This window comes from Bradyrhizobium sp. i1.15.2 (assembly GCF_040548425.1).
Taxonomy (GTDB): Bacteria; Pseudomonadota; Alphaproteobacteria; order Rhizobiales; family Xanthobacteraceae; genus Bradyrhizobium; species Bradyrhizobium canariense.
Window position 1 is genome coordinate 144,376 of record NZ_JBEPRQ010000009.1, and the last position, 16,049, is coordinate 160,424.

Below are 16,049 nucleotides of genomic sequence, written 5' to 3' on the forward strand. Positions count from 1 at the left end.
CTCACGCAAAAAGAACCCCGGCACACGATCCTGCGTACCGGGGCCTACACCCATTACTGCATCTCAATGCCACAGCACCAAACGCGATGACGGGGAAATAGTTCCCGGCCAATGTTCGCTTTCAGCTCGCGGCCGCGGCGATTCTATGCCCTGGGCCGGTGTGACTGTGGCTGGTCTCATCGCCGCGACCAACTTCGGGCGGAAGCCCGGCGAAGCGCCGCAAGGCCTCGGCCATCTGCACCCGGCCGGAGACCCCGGTGATCACCACGTCCACCATGGTGAACGACGAATGGAAATGGCCGCGCGCCCTAAGTTGCTCGACCGGGACGCCGGCGGCAGCCATTTTCTCGGCATAGGCGATGCCTTCGTCACGCAGGGGGTCGAATTCGCAGGTGACGACGAAGGCCGGCGGCAACCCTGAGACCTTGCCGCGGAGCGGCGAGACGCGCGGATCGGTGCGGTCGGCCGGCGAGCAATAGAGGTCCCAGAACCAGTACATTAGCGACCGGGTCAGGAAATAGCCGGTCGCATTGTCGTTGTAGGAGGGGCGGTCGAAGCTGCAGTCGGTGACCGGGCAGATCAGGAGCTGACCCGCGATATCAGGGCCGCCGCGATCGCGCGCAAGCTGGCAGGTGACGGCGGCGATGTTGCCGCCGGCGCTCCAGCCCGCGACCAGCACCGGGCCCGGCCTGCCGCCGAGCTCGGCGGCGTGCTCCGCGATCCAGCGCGTCGCCGCGTAGCCGTCTTCGGCCGCGGCCGGGAAACGATGCTCGGGCGCATGACGATAGCCGACGCTGACGAGCATCATGCCGGTCCGCCGCACCATGTCGCGGCAGAACGGCTCGTCGGATTGCTCGTCGCCGAGCACCCAGCCGCCGCCGTGGAAATAGACCACGACCGGATGCGGCCCCGGTGTTGCCGGCCGGTACACCCGGTAGGGCAGCGGGCCGTCGGCGCCGGGCAGGGTGCCGTCGACGATCTCGCCGATCGGCCGTCCAGCCGGGCGGCCCTTGTTGAACTCGTCGACGAAGGCGCGAGCGCCGAGCGCGCCCATCGACTCTATCGGCGGCAGGTTGAGCGACGCCAGCAGGTTCAGCACCAGCCGCACATCTGGCTGGAGGCGCACCACCTCGCCGTCATTGCATTGCGCGGCGACATCGGGGCCGGTCAGCTTGAAGCCGAGCATGCCCCGGCTGACGACCTCGTCGCAGATGCTGCGATAGGGACCGACACCGCCGGTATAGGGCATCAGCCCCTGCACCTTGCCGGGAACGTTGGCGCCGGTGTACCAGGTGTTGGCGAGCCGGTGCAGCGTCACCATCGAGCAGTCGGCCATGTGCCTGCCCCAGCCGGCCTGCGCCGTCGCGGTCGGCTCGATCGTGGTGAAGCCGGCGTCGCGCAATGCTGCGAGACGATCGACCACCCAGTCGACATGCTGTTCGATCGACACTGCCATGTTCGACAGCACCGACGGGCTGCCGGGGCCGGTGATCATGAAGAAGTTCGGGAAGCCTGCGACGGTGAGCCCGAGATAGGTCTGCGGCCCCTGCGCCCAGACATCGGTGAGCGATCTGCCGCCGCGTCCGCTGATCGGGTGCACGGCGCGGATCGCGCCGGTCATGGCGTCGAAGCCGGTCGCGAACACGATCACGTCAACGTCGACGATGCGCCTCGACGTCGTGATGCCGCTTGCGGTGATCGCCTTGATCGGTTCCTGACGCAGATTGACCAGCGTGACGTTCGGCCGGTTGTAGGTCGCGTAATAATTGGTATCGAGGCAGGGGCGTTTGGCGCCGAACGGATGATCGTCCGGCATCAGCGCCGCGGCGGTCTCGGGGTCTTTGACGGCGGCGCGGATCTTCTCGCGGATCAGGTCCTGGACGATCTTGTTGCCGTCGATGTCGACCGCTTGGTCGGCCCAGAGCTGGGTCAGGATGTGGACGAGGTCGCCGGCCGCCCAGGCGCGTTCGAACCGCTCACGACGCTCGGCATCGCTTAATTGCCAGCTCACGACCGTCTGCTGCGGATAGGGCACGCCGGCCATCGACTGGCGCGCCTGCTCGCGATAGGCCGCGCGATCGCCTTGCAGCAGGCTCATGCGATCGGAAGGCGCAGGGCCGTTATGCGCCGGTAATGCGAAATTCGGCGTGCGCTGGAACACGGTCACGTGTGCGGCCTGTTCGGCGATCAGCGGGATCGATTGGATGGCCGACGATCCCGTGCCGATCACCGCGACGCGTTTTCCCGCGAGATTGACGCCGTCATGCGGCCAGCGTCCGGTGAAATAGACCTCGCCCTTGAAGTCCTTGACGCCGTCGATCTCCGGCGGCTTCGGCGCCGAGAGGCAGCCGGTGGCCATGATGTAATGGCGGCAGGAGACCGCTGCGCCATTGTCGGTGGTGAGCTGCCAGCGTTCGGTGGCCTCGTCCCATTTCGCTTCCGTGACTTTGGTCTTGAAGCGGATGTCACGCCTGAGATCATAGCGGTCGGCGACGAAGCCGAGATAGCGCAGGATCTCCGGCTGGGTCGCGTATTTCTCCGACCAGGTCCAGGCGGTCTCGAGATCGGGATCGAAGGTGTAGCTGTAATCGATGGTCTGGATATCGCAGCGCGCGCCGGGATATCGGTTCCAGTACCAGGTGCCGCCGACGTCGCCGGCTTCTTCGAGGCCGACCGCCGTCAGGCCGGCCTTGCGCAGCCGATGGAGAAGATAGAGGCCGGCAAATCCGGCACCGACCACGGCAACATCGACCTGCTGGCTGGTTCCGCGCCCCGCGTCAGAGGCACGCGCAGCAACCATTGCATCAGGCATGGCATTTCCTCCCGTCTGTTTTGTTTTGCCGGCAGGCTATCGCTGCAGGTTCGGCTTGTCATCACGGCATGTGCAATCTTCGGTAGCCATTTGCGGCGTCATCATGGCCGCGTGAATGTTGCGGCAGCACACGCATCGCGATGCACAATGGCCGTGATTTCCCGGGCTAATCAGGGTCGATCCACCTGTGTATGCTCTTGTTTTTGCCACGCGTGCCGACGGGCGTCATGACAGAGTTGAGTGAACGGACCAAAGCGAACATGGACGTCGTCCTTGAGGAGACGTGCCGCCAACTGCCGCACGGCGGCGATCACGACAGCCGCAGGTTCATCGCCCAGCGGCTGATCGAGGCAGCGCAGTCCGGTCACACCACGCTCGGTGAACTCGGCATCATCGCACGGCACGCACTGGCGGAGCTTGCGGCCAAGCGGAGCTAGGCGCAGCCGCGGCGCTTGCCTCGCAGCGGGCCACGGACATAACCTGCCCAAAATCCTTCCGCGCATCGAGATGCTCCGAAGATGCGGTCCGTGTTCGCGCTGTTTGCGACGTCTCTCGTCCTCTGTTGCGCCGGCTCGGCCGTGGCCCAGCCGGTCGGCCAATTTCCATTTGCGCTGACGCGCGAAGGACAGATGCTTGGCGCCGTCGAAGGCGAGATAGCCTCGTTCAAGGGGCTGGCCTATGCGGCCGCGCCGATCGGGCCGCTGCGCTGGCGTCCGCCGCAGGCCGCGCCCGAGAGTTCGGAGATGCGCACCGCCTATGCCTATGGCGCGCCGTGTCTTCAGCCCTCGCTGCCGGGTTCGAGCGAGGATTGCCTGACGCTGAACGTGTTCCGTCCGTTTGGGGTCGACGGCCCGCTGCCGGTGATGATGTTCATCCACGACGGCGCTTTCGTCAGCGGCACCGCGAATGATCCGCTGTTCGATGGTGCCAGGCTCGCGCAAGCCGGCGTCATCGTGGTGACCGTGAATTTTCGCCTCGGCGCGTTCGGCTGGCTCAGCGATCCCGCGCTGTCGGAAGGCGGCTCCGGTAATTACGGCCTGATGGACCAGATCGCGGCGCTGCATTGGGTGCACGACAACATCGCGGCCTTCGGCGGCGATCCCGCCAACGTCACCTTGTTCGGCAGTGGCGCAGGCGCGACCTCGATCGCGCTGCTGATGCTGTCTGAGCAATCGCGCGATCTCTTCCAGAGAGCCATTCTGCAATCGATCCCCGGCCGTGCGCGCCTGCGTTCGGCACAAGAGGCCGAGATTGTGGGTCGGCAATTCATGGCGGCGCTGGGGCGACAGGCCGACTTGCGCGCAGCCGAGCCGCGACGCCTGCTTGCCGTCGAAAAACATCTCCTGGAAAAATCACCGCGCAGCTTTGGGCCGACGATCGATGGAAGTCTGGTGAGCGAGGATGTCGCCGCGGGCTTCGCGGCCGGACATGAGAGCCGCATTCCCTTGATCATCGGCTCGAACGACGACGAGACCGGTTTCGACGACGAGCTGGATATCCGGGAAGAGCTGGCATCGTCAGGCACCACCAGCGATGAGCTGCGCAGGCTCTATTCCGACCTCGCCAGATCTTCCAGCCGCGCGGCAAGGTTTTACACCGACAAGATCTTCTCCGAGCCGGTGAGACTGCTGGCGCGCCTGCACGCCGCCAGCGGTGCGCCCACCTTTCGCTATCGCTTCGCCTATGTGCCGGAGGCACGGCGCGCCAACCCCGAGGGCGGTCACGGGCGGGAATTGCAGTTCATCTTCGGCGTGGAAGGCATGCCGGGTGCGGGCATCCTGTCACGAGCCGATCGCGAGGTCGCAAATCGCATGCGTGCCTACTGGATCAATTTCGCCAAGAGCGGCGATCCCAACGGTGCGGACCTGCCCCATTGGGACGCGGCCGCAGGCAGCGATCGCCTGCTGCTGATCACGAACGATCGCATCGCGAGCGGAGACGACCCCTGGTCGGAGCGCCTGGACCGGTTCGGGCGTTAGGGCAGGTTGAGTTGGATTTAAGCCGCGAGTTCGACGCGCGGCGCCGGGCTCAGCCGGTCTTCCTCCAGATAATCCATCGCGCCGTCTTTCTCGACGGCATAGAATTGCTGGCCTTCCTTCGACTTGTAGGCGGCGCGAACGACGCCGCGGCGGCCCTTGTCGCTGTTGACCACGTCCCCCAACGCAAACTTCTTCATTTCACGTCCCTGGCTGCTGGCCGACTCCTTCGGCTACCCCCCGGATTCTGGGCGAAAAATCGTTAACGTCTTGCTAACCATACGGGTTTGCCTATGCTCGCGGCCGATCGCGCGGGCAGCTCGCACGCGCGTTGCCAATGAAACGAGCCTTCGCTCATGGTGCGATTTCCGACCTTCTTCCTGTCGCATGGCGGCGGTCCCTGGCCGTTCATGGAAGACAGGCGGGTGCAATATGCGAAAACCGCCGGGGCGTTCGGCCAGCTGCCGCAGCTCTTGCCGGAGAGGCCGAAGGCCGTGCTCGTCATATCAGGACATTGGGAGGCTGACGCCTTCACCGTGTCCACCTCGGCGCATCCGCCGATGGTGTACGATTATCACGGTTTTCCCGAGCACACCTACCACCTCAAATATCCGGCGCCGGGGCGGCCCGAGCTCGCCGCCGAGGTGAAGGCGCTGCTCATGCGCGCGGGCGTCGATTGCCGGGAGGATCCCAACCAGGGCTTCGATCACGGCACCTTCGTGCCGCTCGGGCTGATGTATCCGAACGCCGACATGCCGATCGTGCTGCTGTCGCTGAGATCGACTTACGATCCGGCCGAGCACATCAGGGTGGGCCAGGCCATCACTTCGCTGCGGGACGAAGGCATTCTGATCGTCGGCAGCGGGCTGACCTATCACAACATGCGCGGGTTCGGCCGTGCCGAGTCGAAGCCGGTCTCGTATGATTTCGAGGCGTATCTGAACGAGGCGATCAGCCACAAGGACGCGGCGCGCCGCAACGCGATGCTGGTTGACTGGGAGAATGCACCGAGCGCGCGCCTGGCCCATCCGCGCGAAGATCATCTGCTGCCGCTGATGGTAGCCGCCGGCGCCGCCGGCAGCGACGCGGGCAAGCGCGTCTTCGTCGACGAGGTCGCGAATGTCGCGATGGCGTCGTATGTGTTCGGATGAATCGTAGGGTGGATTAGCGAAGCGTAATCCACCATCGGGCCGCAATGAAGGCGGCGGATTACGCCTTCGGCCAATCCGCCCTACGCAGCTTCGAGCTCACCCGTATTTCAGCTTCATGAACAGGATGCCGCCGGCGAGCACGATGGTGATGGCGTTTGCGGCGACGAGGGGCGCGTCGCCCGACAGCAGGCCGTAGACGAGCCAGAGCGCCAGCCCCAGCACCATGACCAGGAACATGCCGAGCGAAATATCGCCGGTGGAGCGGGTCTTCCACACTTTGATGGCTTGCGGCGCGTAGGCCACGGTGGTGCAGGTCGCGGCGGCAAAGCCGATCAGCTTGATCAAGAACGGGTCCATGACGGCTCTATAGCATTGATTCGACGATGTCGTGCCTCAGGCGCGCGCGGTCATGAGGCCGCGATAGAGCGCGGCATAGTCACCGGCGCGGTTGCGCCAGGACACGTCGGTCGCAAGGCCGCTCAGTTGCAGGCGGCGCCAGGTCAGCTTGTCGTGGAAGGCGATGTTGGCCTTGCGCAGCGTGCCGGCGAGAGCATCCGCAGTCACAGGACCGAACTTGAAGCCGGTGGCGTCCTGGCCCGATTTATCGGCCTCGCCGATATCGACGATGGTATCCTCGAGGCCGCCGACGCGCGAAACGATGGGCACGGCGCCGTAGCGCAACGCGCAGAGTTGGGTCAGGCCGCACGGCTCGAACCGCGAGGGCACGATGAGCGCGTCCGCGCCGGCCTGGATCAGATGCGCCATGATCTCGTCGTAGCCGATCACGACTCCGATCCGGCCAGGGTGCGCGCGCGCAACGGCCTGATAGCGATCCTGGAGATCGCGGTCGCCGCTGCCGAGCAGCGCGAGCTGCATGCCTTCGCGCAAAATGGTCGGGATGGCCTCGAGCAGGAGATCGAGCCCCTTCTGCCAGGACAGGCGGCTGATGACGCCGAGCAATGGCGCTTCGTCCGAGGAATCCAGATTGAACTGTTGCTGAAGCACCGCCTTGTTGGCGGCCCGGAACGTGAGGTCCTCCGCGCCGAAGCGGTAGGCGATGTGCGGATCTTCTTGCGGATTCCAAACGGATACATCGATGCCGTTGAGGATTCCGCTCAGCACGTTGGCGCGGGCGCGAAGCAGGCCGCCGAACCCCATGCCGCCCTCGTCGGTCTGGATCTCCTGCGCATAGGTCGGCGAGACCGTGGTGATGCGATCGGCGAATTGCAGGCCGGCCTTCAAAAAACTAATGCCGCCGAAATATTCGAGGTCGTTGACGCCATAGGCGCGCCAGGGCAGGCCAATCGAACCGATCAGCTCGGGCGCGAACTTGCCCTGATAGGCCATGTTGTGGATGGTCATCACGGTGGCGGGCCGCGGCCGATTGTCGTAGTGCAGATAGGCCGGCGCCAGCCCGGCCTGCCAATCGTGGGCATGCACCACGTCGGGCACGAAGGCAGGAACGAGGCCGTGGCCGATATCGGCCGCGATGCGCGACAGCGCGGCGAACCGCACGCCATTGTCCGCCCAGTCGACGCCTTCGACCGTCACGTAGGGGTTGCCAGGCCGTGCGTAGAGATGCGGCACGTCGAGCACGAACAGATCGAGGCCGTCATGCGAGCCGGCGAGCAGACGTCCGGGTCCGCCGAAATAATCCGGCCAGCGCCGGATTTCGTCGGCTCCGCCCAGCACCCGCATCACGTCCGGATAGCCCGGCATCAGCGTGCGCATCTCGACGCCATGCGCCTTGAGCGCAATCGGCAGCGCGCCCGCGACATCGGCGAGGCCGCCGGTCTTGACGATGGGATAAACTTCAGAGGCGACCGCGAGGACGCGAACAGGCGTCATGTATTGAGCCTGTCGAGCATCGGCTGGGTGATGAGCGAAATGCCCTGCTCGGTGGTGCGGAAGCGTCTTGCGTCCAATTCGGGATCTTCGCCGACGACGAGCCCTTCCGGGATCTCGACGCCGCGATCGATCACGACGTTCTTCAGGCGCGCGCCGCGACCGACATTGACGTAGGGCATGATCACGGCGTTCTCGACATTGGCGTAGGAGTTGACGCGCACGCCGGTGAACAGCAGTGAGCGCCGCAGCGAGGCGCCGGAAATGATGCAGCCTCCCGAGACCAGCGAGCTCACGGCCTGGCCGCGCCGGCTCTCCTCGTCGTGGACGAATTTTGCCGGTGGTGTGATCTCCGAATAGGACCAGATCGGCCAGGCGCTGTCGAACAAATCGAGCTCGGGCACTACGTCGGTAAGGTCGATATTGGCGGCCCAATAGGCGTCGACGGTGCCGACATCGCGCCAATAGGCGCGGGGGTCGCTGCCGGAGCGGACGCAGGAGGTCGAGTACTGGTGCGCCATGGCGCGGCCGTTCTTGACGAGGTAGGGGATGATGTCCCTGCCGAAATCGTGGTTGGAATTCGGATCCTCGGCGTCGCGCTTGAGCTCCTCGAACAGAAATTTCGCGTCGAACACGTAGATGCCCATGCTGGCGAGCGAGACGTCCGGCTTGCCGGGCATCGGCGGCGGATCTTTCGGCTTTTCCAGGAACTCTTTGATCCATCCGTTCTCGTCGATATGCATGATGCCGAAGCCGGAAGATTCCTGGCGCGGCATCTCCAGGCACCCGACGGTGACGTCGGCGCCGCTGTCGACATGCTGGCGCAGCATCACCTCGTAGTCCATTTTATAGATATGGTCGCCGGCGAGCACGACGATGAAGCGGCAGGCATGGGATTCGATGATGTCGATGTTCTGGTAGACCGCATCGGCCGTGCCGACGTACCACATGTTTTCGGAGACGCGCTGGCTCGCCGGGAGGATATCGAAGCTCTCGTTGCGCTCGGGGCGGAAGAAGTTCCAGCCCATCTGAAGGTGCCGGATCAGGCTGTGCGCCTTGTACTGGGTGGCGACGGCGATGCGGCGGATGCCCGAGTTCACCGCGTTTGAAAGCGCGAAATCGATGATGCGGGATTTTCCGCCGAAATAGACCGCGGGCTTGGCGCGCCGATCGGTCAGCTCCAGCAGCCGGCTGCCGCGTCCGCCGGCCAGGACGAACGCCAGCGCCTGACGGGCAAGCGGCTCGGGTCTCGCGGCACTCATGTCATTCTCCCACAACTCTGGCGCTCGCGAGAAGCCTCCCGGCCGCGCTCATTTGGAACCGATAGTAACGGCACGAATAGTAAATCGGGAAGGTGGTTGTTGGTTGCGAATGCGCCGGAAGCTTAATGCTTTGCCGCGGTGATCGGGCCCCAGGCACCGTCTTGCCGGTGTCACACGCGGTGAGGTTGTCGAGCCCGTCGGGACCCGGTTGATCAGAATGGAGGCATGCGTCTTGTGCGGTGCACGCAAAACTCGAGGCTTTGACCTCGCGCCAGGATGCCCGAGGATGGCGCTGCGATCCATGTCCAAGCCAAACGTCAGAAAGGAGTAAGACGATGAGGATCTGGAAAACGGCAGTCGCCTGTTCGCTCGCCGCTGCGGTCATAGCGGGAGGAATGGAGCAAGCCGCGGCGGCTCCGCTGCCCACCAATGTCGCAACCATGAAGGCCGCCGTCGGCGATGACGTCACGCAGGTGCACTGGCGCGGCCGAGGTTTTGGATGGGGTCTCGGCGGCCTTGCCGCTGGCGCGATCATCGCAGGAGCCATCGCCAGCAGCGCGCCTTACGGCTATGGCTACTATGGCGGCGGGCCCTACTACGGCGGCTACGGATATCCGGGCTATGGCTACGGTTATGGTTATGCGCCGGCCTATTACGGCTATGGTCCAGCCTATGCTTATCCGCGCTACTATCGGCCTTACCGCCCGTATTTCGGCCCTCGTTACGGCTACTACCGGCCGTATTACCGGCACTATCACCGCGCGTATTGGTGATCGATCAAACGGGCGGACCCGCTCGCCGCAGGGCGGCGACGCTGAAGAGGTTTGGGGGCTGCTGGACGCAAGCGGCCCGATCGGCTTGCGCGCGTTGAACCCGGTGATGCGGGACGACGAGCCGGCCATGCCCGCCCGCGACAATCCCGATGCAGATCGCGACGATGATCGCGATCTCGATGCACCATTCGAGCGGTCCCGAGCTCATGGCAGCGCGATCGTGTTGGCGAGATCGAACTCGGACAGGCCCGGGCCGCCGCACGCAAGGTAGATGGCGACGAGGAAGATGCGGCTGAGGACGGTGACGCCCAATATGACCCTGACGTCGTAATGGCGAATGGCCAAAGCGAGAGGCGGGATCGCCAAATGTTTTAAAATGCTCATGGCCAACTCCTTGCCAAAATTCAGGCATCGACTGCCTGTCGACTGAAATGACAGCGTGATGAAAAGGCCGTCCGACGACTTACCGGCGTCTCTGAAATGGACAGGCCGACGCTAGTACCGGCGCAGGGCGCAGGTCTTTAGCGTGCCCTTACATTTGGCTGAGCTTTGCCTTAAGATCAGGGATCATCCGGGGGTCGGAGCCGTGCGTACAGACGCGCTTGCCTTTGGTGAATTCCGCCTCGACCGGGCCAACGCGCTATTGTGGCGAGGCGGGGAGCGGATCGCGCTGGCGCCGAAGCCGTTCGAGGTTCTTTGCTATCTCGTCGGTCGGCCCGGTGAACTCGTCACCAAGGAAGAGTTGCTCGACGCAGTCTGGTCCGATCTACACGTCAGCGAGTCGAGCCTCGCCGTTGCCGTGAACGCGCTACGCTCGGTGCTCGGCGACGACAGGCAGTCCCCCAATTACATCGAGACGGTCACGCGGCGCGGCTATCGCTTCATTGCGGCGGTCGCGACCGCCGAATTGCCTGCGATCGAGCGGGCGCCCGAAGAGGAGGCGGCGTCCGTCACGGAGCAGGCTGCCGATCGACGGCGGCACTGGAGGGTCGGGCGCACGGGCGCACTCGACACGCTGGACAAGGCGTTGCAACTCGCTCGTACCGGACAGCGTCAGGTCGTCTTCATCACCGGCGAGGCCGGGATCGGCAAGACAACCCTCTTGCAGATGACGCTCGACAGGATGAACCAGCAGGGACTGGGCGTGCTGCACTGTAGTTGCAACGAGTTGTTCGGCACCCATGAGGCCTTTCTTCCGCTGATCGGAGCGCTGAACGAGTGCTGCCGTCGAACCGACGGAGCATCGCTGCTGACGTCGATCCGCGAGCACGCGCCGACCTGGCTCGCGCAAATGCCCGGATTCCTCGGAGAAGCAGACCGGGCCGCATTCCAGCATGAGGTCTTTGGCGCAACCCGGGAGCGCATGCTGCGCGAATTTGCCGATCTCATGGAACATCTCGCCGTCACGCGACCATGGGTGATCATCCTGGAAGATCTGCATTGGAGCGACTTTGCCACCGTGGATGTGCTCTCCCGGCTGGCACGGCGGGATCGGAGGGCTTCTATCCTCGTGCTGGCCACCTACCGGCCGATGGAAGTCGCCGTCGGCGGACATCCTATCCGTGCCGTTCACCAGGACTTGCGGATTCATGGACACGCCACCGAGCTCGCGCTCGATCGACTGACCGGCATCGACGTCGAACGCTATCTTTCGCTGCGCTTCAACTCGGCCGATTTCGCCAGAGAGCTGGTCGAGCGCATCTTCGCGCGAACCGGCGGGCATCCTCTGTTCGTGTCGTCTCTGCTCGATCATCTCGTGGCGCAAGGCGCGCTGGTCGAGCACGAATTGGGCTGGCGGCTGGTCAGCGAAGACGCGGCCTCGCATGACAGCATGCCGCGCGATCTGGAAGGAATGATCAAGCAGCAGATCGATCACCTCACCGTGGACGAGCGCTGCCTGCTCGAGGTCGCCAGTGCGGCGGGAGCGGAGTTTTCCGCGCTCCATATCGCCGGTGCGCTGGACCGTCCCGTGCTGGATGTCGAGCAGATGTGCGAGGACCTGGCACGGACCGATCGCATTATCGTCGTGGCTGGCATGACCGAGTGGCCGAACGGAGGTGTCTCCGGTCGCTATGCGTTCCAGCACGCGCTGTACCAGGAGATCCTCTACCAGCGGCTCGCGCCGGCGCGCCGCACGAAAACCCATGCGCTGCTTGGGGCGGGGCTCGAGCAGGGCTACGGGCCGCAGGCTGCGGAGATCGCCGCGATTGTCGCGCGCCACTTCGAACTGGGCCGCGATTTCCCGAAGGCGATGCATTATCTGGGCGCGGCGGCCGAGGGCTCGGCGCGAAGGTTCAGCACACGCGAGGCCGCCAATTACCTGTCCCGCGCTTTGGAGCTGGTGCCGCATCTGCCGCCGGAGGTTCGGGTAACGACACGTCTGAAGTTGCTGCTTCAGCGCGCCTGGGCCTGGCGGGCCAGTGGAGATTTCCTGAATTCCCTGCAGGATCTCAGCGCAGTCGTCGCGCACGCGGCGGAGAACGGGCACGTGCGCGAAGAGGTGAACGCACTGGTCGATCTCAGCAGATTTTGTCTCTACGTCGATCGACGCCAGAGCCTGCCTGTTGCGGAACAGGCTCTTGTCAAGAGCAGGGCGATCGACGACGCCGCATTCAGTGCTCTGGTCCAGGGGAACGTTGCCAATTTGAAGCTGATGCTCCGCGGCTGGGATCGCGAGAATGCGGACCTTGCCGAGCATGCATCAGCACTGATCACCGGAGAGCAGGATCTGAGCATGCGGCTGCGACGCTGCTCGATGGAGATGGTGCTGGAATTCCTGCGCGCGAATTACCCGGCCTGCTGCGATGCGACGACCCGGGGAAAGGAGCTCGCCCGCCTGGTCGGTGACGTCTATCTGTTCGTCCTCTATGAATCGGTCGAGGCGTTTGCCCAGATTTATCTCGGTGAATGGGGACGGGCGCAACGAAACGTCGTCTCCGCGTTGGCTATCTCGGAGCGGAATGCAAATCCGCAGGCCGTCGCGCTGTGTCATCTCACGATCGGATGGCTGTATTCCGAGGCGGAGGAATATGGCAGCGCGTCACGGCGTGCGGAGGATGCGCTCGGCCCGATGATCGAGGCCAATCCGTTCACCTTCTTCGTCGGCAGGAACCTGCTGGCGCGAGCTTATGTCAGGATGGGCGACCTGCCTCGGGCGCGGCAGCATCTCGATGCGATGGAGCGGCGAATGGAGGTCGACCGGGTGCCGATGGAGTCGCTGGTCATCCCCCACTATCTGCTGACTTGCTGCGACTATTGGATCGCGATTGGCGATCTGGACCGCGCCCAGAGCTCGGCCAACCAATTTCACGAGGTGACGAGCGCGGCACCCGACCGGCCGTTTCTCGCGCTGTGCTACGAGGCCATGGCGAGAATTGCGATCGTGAAGCAGGATACGCAACTCGCCGGCGGGCATTTGGCGGCGGCCACTTCGATTCTCCGCCATGCCAGGTTACCGCACGCCGCCTGGCGGGTTTATCGCACGACTGCGGTGGTCTATGAGAGCCTCGGACAAGCGCAAAGGGCTGCCAAGTGGCGGGACCGCTCCAGCCAGGTGATCGCATCGCTGGCAGAGACGCTTGATCCCGGCGATCCGCTGCGGTCGGCGTCATTTTTCGACGCAGGCCGGGACACCGGGCCTCATCATGAGGGACGGTGATCGGCTCAATCCGGCAGGTCCGCGATCTCTCGCGGTTCGCCGGGCCGTTGCTTGACCTTGAATTGATTTTGCTGCTGCCGCAGCGTGCGGGAGGCACTGTAGGCATCCCTGCGCAACCGCATGATCGAGCCGAGCGGCTGATGCGCGGCGAGACATCGCCATGGGTCGAACGAAAGCACCTCGTCGGAATAGACGCGACGCGCGGGGCTGTCGGCGGTCTGGCGCGGAAGCGTGATCTTGCCGAGTGCTTGCGGCGGCGCGACGTCTTCGGGCCAGTCGATCGAAGCATCTTCGATCGGTGTTCGCTCCGGGTCGGTGCAGAGCTGGGCAAATAATTCGTACTCGGCCGCATTGTCCTTGAAGAAGGCAACGACGCTGTTCAGCACGGCATCATCGGAATCGTGGCAGGGCTGGCCGGTGAGTTGGCGAACCGAGGCCGAGATCGGCACCAGGCGAAGCCTTGCGATATAGTCGCCAAACCGCAATGCTCCCTCCGTGTGAAAGGTTTCTCCGAGGATGTTGCTGCCGGCATCACCGAGCGCTTTCAAGACGATCGGGATCGGAATGCCTGTTCTGTCCGATGCGGCGACCAGCACGCGCGCGAGAAAGCCTATGGGTACGTACGCCAGATCAGGCAGGAACAGGGTGCGCTCGACGTTGTGCTGTGCGCGCATATAGGCCATCGCATCCGCGAAATAGCTGGGGTGATTGACGAGCAGAAGATCCTGGTTCGTCGAATCGTCGTCGCCGAGCGCCTTGGCCCCAGTCACGCCCAAGACCTTGATGGCAAACCCCCGCGGCGAGCGTACGCGATCGCTCCTGTTGAATGCGGTGGAGAGGCGGACGATGATCGGGAAGTGGCCAGCCTGCTTGAACAGGCCCTGGCGCAGATGATCCGGCAAATCCTCGTAGACGATCAGCTCGCCCCGGAGATAGCCGGCGCCCTTGGCGTGCTGCTGTCGGGTTCCGTGCTTGTCTTTGTGAAAAGTGCGATCGCTCGTTCGCGAAATCGAGGCAACGATCTCCTCGACGGCCGCCGCTTCCTCCGGCCGGATTTGTTCGACGGACGGATCGTAACGAAGATACTGATCGGCTGACATGGCGCTGATCTCCAGCCCGAAGGTCGCCTTCCCATTGCAAGCGTCGACGGCCGCAGGGTGAATGCCACTGTAAGCCCGTCCGGTCGGGATCGGCAACCCGAGAGCGAGTTGTGATTGCCTGGACAAGCCGGGGATGAGGCATCCTGTTACCGACGCGATCACACGGTCGATGCTAGGCCAGCGGCGTCTCGTAAGTCCTTATGGGCTCCTTATGTTGTCCTGATCTTTTCCTTAAGGCCTGGCCGGCATCTAAAGCGACAGCCATACGATCAAGCTCATGCAGGCGAAATGCGCGAGCACGATCGCGGCGAGATGCAGCGGGCCTGCGTTGAGACGAAGCCCGGGCATCCCGCCGGCTCCGTCTAGTTCGATCCCGCGGCCGCAGCAGTGAAGCTGCGGTCGACGGCTTTGCTCACGTCGAGCTTTTTCGGCAGGATGCCATAGCGCGTCGAGCGGTCGGAGGCCTCCTGCACCTCCTTCACGACGTTCTCGTCGATCGGAATCGGGCTGGTGCGCTGCGCGGTATAGGCCGAGAGCAGCACGTCCTCCGGCAGCCTGGTCAGCTCGGCCGTGCTCTTGGCATATTCGCCGAGATGATCCAGCGACCACAGCCGCGCCTTGTTCAGCCGCTGCACCAGGTCCTGCACCGCCGTGCGCTTGGTGGCGATGGCGTTGTCGGAGGCGACGATGAATGTGATGGTCGGCGTCAGGCCCTCACCATCGGCGATCACGCGGGCCTTGTCTTTCAAAGTGGCGAACGAGACGTAGGGCTCCCACACCGCCCAGGCGTCGATCGAGCCCGCGACCAACGCGATCTTGGCGTCGACCGGACCGAGCGGCGCGAAGGTCGCATCCTCCAGCTTGATCTGCGCCTTCTCCAGCGTGGCGTCGATCAGGAACTGGCCCCAGCCGCCGCGCGTGCCGGCGAGGCGCTTTCCCTTGAGGTCGGCGGCCGATTTGATCGGCGAATCCTGGCGTACGAGAATGGCTTGCGTCTTGGCATCCGACCTGGTGCCGCCGATCGCCTTGAGCGGGGCGCCGGCCGCATAGACCGAAAGGAAGGAGAGATCGCCGGTGTAGCCAACGTCGAGCGCGCCGGCGTTGAGCGCCTCGAGGATCGGCGCGGCCGCGGGGAATTCCGACCACTCGATCTTGTAAGGCAGATCCTTTGCGTAGCCCGAGAACTCGAGCAGCGAACGATTGCCGCCCTTCTGATCGCCGACGCGCAGGACGATTGCGTCGGCCGCGAACGAGGCCGCGGCAGTCGACAGGGTGATGGCAGCGGCAAGCAGCGATGCAGCGAGCCGACGCGTGACGGAATGATCGAGGGAGTTGATGCTCATGTGGCCTGTCTGTTGCTTTGCTCACGACGCGTGAGCGAACGATGCAGCGAGACGATCAAGTCTATGGTTGTGCGATGCCCAGTCAATGAAATGGCCAACCGTATTGCGCGCGCGATCGGCAAGGACGTT

General features: G+C 64.3%; 13 protein-coding genes. 5 read left to right on the top strand and 8 right to left on the bottom strand.

Features of this window, described 5'->3' with window-relative positions; all coding sequences use genetic code 11:
- Positions 1-121: 121 nt before the first annotated feature.
- Positions 122-2,812, bottom strand: coding sequence for a flavin-containing monooxygenase (locus ABIB80_RS18825; RefSeq protein ID WP_007601060.1), 2,691 nt, complete (start codon positions 2,810-2,812; stop codon positions 122-124).
- 260 nt (positions 2,813-3,072) lie between these two features.
- Between ABIB80_RS18825 and ABIB80_RS18830 the strand changes: the two genes are divergently transcribed.
- Positions 3,073-3,249, top strand: a complete 177-nt coding sequence (locus ABIB80_RS18830; RefSeq protein WP_245286002.1) for a hypothetical protein — start codon at positions 3,073-3,075, stop codon at positions 3,247-3,249.
- A gap of 81 nt (positions 3,250-3,330) precedes the next feature.
- Positions 3,331-4,791, top strand: a complete 1,461-nt coding sequence (locus tag ABIB80_RS18835; protein WP_007601068.1) for a carboxylesterase/lipase family protein — start codon at positions 3,331-3,333, stop codon at positions 4,789-4,791.
- A gap of 17 nt (positions 4,792-4,808) precedes the next feature.
- On the opposite strand, the gene ABIB80_RS18840 is transcribed toward ABIB80_RS18835, so the two are convergent.
- Positions 4,809-4,988, bottom strand: a complete 180-nt coding sequence (locus ABIB80_RS18840; protein ID WP_007601069.1) for a hypothetical protein — start codon at positions 4,986-4,988, stop codon at positions 4,809-4,811.
- Positions 4,989-5,144: 156 nt separating this feature from the next.
- On the opposite strand from ABIB80_RS18840, the gene ABIB80_RS18845 reads away from it, so the two are divergent.
- Positions 5,145-5,939 (top strand): DODA-type extradiol aromatic ring-opening family dioxygenase, encoded by a 795-nt coding sequence (locus ABIB80_RS18845; protein ID WP_007601070.1) that lies wholly within the window; start codon positions 5,145-5,147, stop codon positions 5,937-5,939.
- 96 nt (positions 5,940-6,035) lie between these two features.
- Here ABIB80_RS18845 and ABIB80_RS18850 read toward each other — a convergent pair whose 3' ends face one another.
- Genes ABIB80_RS18850 through glgC form a run of 3 tightly spaced genes read right to left on the bottom strand, consistent with a single transcriptional unit; the run spans position 6,036 to position 9,046 of the window.
- Positions 6,036-6,296 carry a SemiSWEET transporter gene (locus ABIB80_RS18850; protein ID WP_007601071.1) on the bottom strand — a complete coding sequence of 87 codons (261 nt, stop codon included), beginning with the start codon at positions 6,294-6,296 and terminating at the stop codon, positions 6,036-6,038.
- A 36-nt stretch (positions 6,297-6,332) separates the two neighbouring features.
- Positions 6,333-7,787: a glycogen synthase GlgA gene (gene glgA / locus ABIB80_RS18855; protein WP_007601075.1), complete on the bottom strand. Its 1,455-nt coding sequence runs from the start codon at positions 7,785-7,787 to the stop codon at positions 6,333-6,335.
- On the bottom strand, positions 7,784-9,046 hold the full coding sequence (gene glgC / locus ABIB80_RS18860; RefSeq protein ID WP_007601076.1) for a glucose-1-phosphate adenylyltransferase: 1,263 nt from the start codon (positions 9,044-9,046) through the stop codon (positions 7,784-7,786). The genes glgA and glgC overlap by 4 nt, the downstream gene beginning before the upstream one ends.
- Before the next feature lie 335 nt (positions 9,047-9,381).
- On the opposite strand from glgC, the gene ABIB80_RS18865 reads away from it, so the two are divergent.
- Positions 9,382-9,819, top strand: coding sequence for a hypothetical protein (locus ABIB80_RS18865; protein ID WP_007601077.1), 438 nt, complete (start codon positions 9,382-9,384; stop codon positions 9,817-9,819).
- A gap of 204 nt (positions 9,820-10,023) precedes the next feature.
- Here the strand turns inward: ABIB80_RS18865 and ABIB80_RS18870 are convergent, their stop codons facing one another.
- Positions 10,024-10,203: a hypothetical protein gene (locus tag ABIB80_RS18870; RefSeq protein ID WP_007601079.1), complete on the bottom strand. Its 180-nt coding sequence runs from the start codon at positions 10,201-10,203 to the stop codon at positions 10,024-10,026.
- A gap of 202 nt (positions 10,204-10,405) precedes the next feature.
- Between ABIB80_RS18870 and ABIB80_RS18875 the strand changes: the two genes are divergently transcribed.
- Positions 10,406-13,477 carry an ATP-binding protein gene (locus tag ABIB80_RS18875; RefSeq protein WP_007601080.1) on the top strand — a complete coding sequence of 1,024 codons (3,072 nt, stop codon included), beginning with the start codon at positions 10,406-10,408 and terminating at the stop codon, positions 13,475-13,477.
- 5 nt (positions 13,478-13,482) lie between these two features.
- Here ABIB80_RS18875 and ABIB80_RS18880 read toward each other — a convergent pair whose 3' ends face one another.
- The gene (locus tag ABIB80_RS18880) at positions 13,483-14,577 is read right to left on the bottom strand and encodes a catalase family protein (RefSeq protein WP_007601081.1); all 1,095 of its coding nucleotides are present in this window, start codon (positions 14,575-14,577) and stop codon (positions 13,483-13,485) included.
- 362 nt (positions 14,578-14,939) lie between these two features.
- Complete coding sequence (locus ABIB80_RS18885; RefSeq protein ID WP_007601085.1) at positions 14,940-15,920, bottom strand: ABC transporter substrate-binding protein; 981 nt, start codon at positions 15,918-15,920, stop codon at positions 14,940-14,942.
- Positions 15,921-16,049: the final 129 nt, after the last annotated feature.

Bases quoted from the DNA above. Each gene is read 5' to 3' on its own strand.
- ABIB80_RS18870 (WP_007601079.1), bottom strand. From the start codon at position 10,203: ATGAGCATTTTAAAACATTTGGCGATCCCGCCTCTCGCTTTGGCCATT.
- glgC (WP_007601076.1), bottom strand. From the start codon at position 9,046: ATGAGTGCCGCGAGACCCGAGCCGCTTGCCCGTCAGGCGCTGGCGTTC.
- ABIB80_RS18835 (WP_007601068.1), top strand. From the start codon at position 3,331: ATGCGGTCCGTGTTCGCGCTGTTTGCGACGTCTCTCGTCCTCTGTTGC.
- ABIB80_RS18830 (WP_245286002.1), top strand. From the start codon at position 3,073: ATGGACGTCGTCCTTGAGGAGACGTGCCGCCAACTGCCGCACGGCGGC.
- ABIB80_RS18845 (WP_007601070.1), top strand. From the start codon at position 5,145: ATGGTGCGATTTCCGACCTTCTTCCTGTCGCATGGCGGCGGTCCCTGG.
- ABIB80_RS18825 (WP_007601060.1), bottom strand. From the start codon at position 2,812: ATGCCTGATGCAATGGTTGCTGCGCGTGCCTCTGACGCGGGGCGCGGA.
- ABIB80_RS18865 (WP_007601077.1), top strand. From the start codon at position 9,382: ATGAGGATCTGGAAAACGGCAGTCGCCTGTTCGCTCGCCGCTGCGGTC.
- ABIB80_RS18880 (WP_007601081.1), bottom strand. From the start codon at position 14,577: ATGTCAGCCGATCAGTATCTTCGTTACGATCCGTCCGTCGAACAAATC.
- ABIB80_RS18840 (WP_007601069.1), bottom strand. From the start codon at position 4,988: ATGAAGAAGTTTGCGTTGGGGGACGTGGTCAACAGCGACAAGGGCCGC.
- ABIB80_RS18885 (WP_007601085.1), bottom strand. From the start codon at position 15,920: ATGAGCATCAACTCCCTCGATCATTCCGTCACGCGTCGGCTCGCTGCA.
- ABIB80_RS18850 (WP_007601071.1), bottom strand. From the start codon at position 6,296: ATGGACCCGTTCTTGATCAAGCTGATCGGCTTTGCCGCCGCGACCTGC.
- glgA (WP_007601075.1), bottom strand. From the start codon at position 7,787: ATGACGCCTGTTCGCGTCCTCGCGGTCGCCTCTGAAGTTTATCCCATC.